This window comes from Streptomyces hygroscopicus subsp. hygroscopicus, from assembly GCF_001553455.1.
Lineage (GTDB): Bacteria > Actinomycetota > Actinomycetes > Streptomycetales > Streptomycetaceae > Streptomyces > Streptomyces hygroscopicus.
Map to the genome: position 1 here is coordinate 1 of NZ_BBOX01000632.1, position 2,471 is coordinate 2,471.

At 75.1% G+C, this 2,471-nt stretch carries 1 protein-coding gene; it reads right to left on the reverse strand.

The genetic code is table 11. The features are described from left to right. The coding region (locus AXW62_RS39500) for a SpnB-like Rossmann fold domain-containing protein (protein ID WP_159061118.1) at positions 1-2,471 on the reverse strand (2,471 nt) is incomplete at both ends.

Sequence of the window (2,471 nt, forward strand, 5' to 3'; positions counted from 1 at the left end):
ACGGGTGATGTCCCACGGGCGCACCGGCAGCGGCGCGATCCGTCCCTGCTCGAACAGCTCCACCAGCTCGACCAGCAGCTCCTGGATGCGGTCCGGGCCCGCGTCCGCGCCCAGGTCGAACGCGCGGTACGTCCGGCCCGGACGGGCGGCGCTCACCTCCGCCGCGTCACGGATGTCGGTGCGCCCCATCTCGATGAACCGGCCACCGGGGGCGAGCAGGTCCAAGGAGGCGTCGATGTGTTCGCCGGTGAGGGAGTTGAGCACGATGTCGGGGGCGGCGAAGGCGTTCGCGTAGCCGAGGTCGCGGCTGGAGGCGCGTCGTGTGGCGGAGACGCCGAGTTCCTCCAGGACGTGGTGTTTGGCGGGGTGGGCGGTGGCGAGGACGGTGGCGCCGAAATGGTGGGCGAGGTGGACGGCGGCCATGCCGACACCACCGGCGGCGGCGTGGACCAGCACCGTCTCGCCCGGCTGGACGCCGGCCAGGTCCCGCAGCGCGTACAGCGCGGTCAGGTAGGCCACCGGCACCCCGGCCGCCGTGGTGAACGACCAGCCGCGCGGCATCCGTACCACCGTCCGCCGGTCCGCCACCACCAGCGGCCCGAACGAACCCGGCAGCATGCCCATGACGCGGTCGCCCACGGCCAGGTCCGTCACACCCGGGCCGACCTCGGTCACCACACCGGCGCCCTCGGTGCCGATCTCCGCCTCGTACATGCCCAGGGCGATGAGCACATCGCGGAAGTTCTGGCCGGCGGCGCGCACCGCGATCCGCACCTGGCCCGCCTCCAGCGGTGCTTGCGCCGGAGGGTGGGGCACCAGAGCGAGGTTCTCCAGCGTGCCGTGTTCGGTGACGTCCAGGTGCCACGCCCCGCAGTCCGGTATCGCCAGCCCCGGGCGCACGCGCACCAGGCGTGGCACCCACGCGCCTCCGGCGCGCAGCGCGAGCTGCGGTTCGTCCGCGGCGAGCGCGGCGGGCAGGGCCTCGGCCGACCGGTCGTCGGTGTCGATCACGCACACCCGGCCCGGGTGCTCGGCCTGCGCGGCGCGCACCAGGCCCCACACCGCGGCGGCGGCCGGGTCGGTGACCTCGGCGTCGTCACGCACCGCCATCGCACCCCGGGTGAGCAGCACCAGGCGGCTGTCGGCGAGGGCGTCCTCGCTGATCAGGCGCTGTATCGCGGCCAGCGCCCGGCCGGTCAGCTCACGGGCGCGGGCCGGCGCTCCGCTGTCCTCCGCGGCCCACGCGCGGGTGTCGGCGACGACGACCTCCGGCCACGAGCCGTCGTCGTTCCCGGTGTCCAGCTCCGCCCACGCCGCCTCGTGCGGCGCCAGGGGGTGTTCGGTCCACTCCACGGTGAACCGGGAGTCCGCGAGGGACGGGTCGGACGTGGCACGCAGCTGCTCGGCGGTGGTCTCCCGCAGCACCAGCGACCCGACGGTGATCACGGGCACCCCGTGCGGATCGGTCGCGTGCAGCGACAGGTTGTCCGGCCCGGTGGAGGTGACCCGCACCCGCAGGGCGGTGGCGCCGTCGGCGTGCAGCCGCACGCCGTTCCACGAGAACGGCAGGTACGTCCTGCCGCCGGGCTCGTTCCCGGGGCAGAAATTGCTCGCGTGCAGCGCCGCGTCCAGCAGCGCCGGGTGGATGCCGAAGCGGTCGGCGAGTTCGTGCTGGTCCTCCCCGAGCGTGACCTCGGCGAACACCTCGTCGTCACGGATCCATACGGCGGTGAGCCCGCGGAACACCGGCCCGTACGCGTAGCCCGCCTGGGCCAGCCGGTCGTAGAAGCCCTCCAGGGCGACGGGTTCCGCCCCGGCGGGCGGCCACTGCCGCTCCGCCCCGGCCTCCGGTATCGCCTGCGCCGCCTGCGGGGAGAGGGTGCCGGAGGCGTGTTCGACCCAGGGCTCGGACTCGTCGGTACGGGAGTAGACGCGCACCGCACGGCGCTCGTCGTCCTCGGCCGCGCCGACCAGGACCTGCACCTGGAGCGAGCCGTCCTCGGGCAGGAGCATCGGCTGGCCGAGGACCAGCTCCTCCAGCACCGGGGTGCCGGTCTCGTCCCCGGCGCGGACCGCCAGGTCCACGATCGCCGTGCCCGGCACCAGGGCGACACCGGACAGCGTGTGGTCGGCCAGCCAGGGCTGCGCCGACGGCGCCAGCCGCCCGGTCAGCAGCACGCCTCCGGTGTCCGGCACGCTGACCACGGCCCCCAGCAGCGGATGCGCCGCTTCGCGCAGCCCCACGGAGCCGACGTCCCCGCCGTGGCCGGTGGCGGTCAGCCAGTAGTGCCGGTGCTGGAAGGGATAGGTGGGCAGGGCGATCCTGGCGGGGTGGGTACCGGCGAACGTGGCGGGCCAGTGGACCGGTGTCCCGGCGGTGAACAGCTCGCCCAGCCCTGCCAGGAGGCGGTCGGCGCCGCCGTCCTCGCGGCGGAGCGTCCCGGTGATGGCGGTGGGCGTGTCCGGGAGGG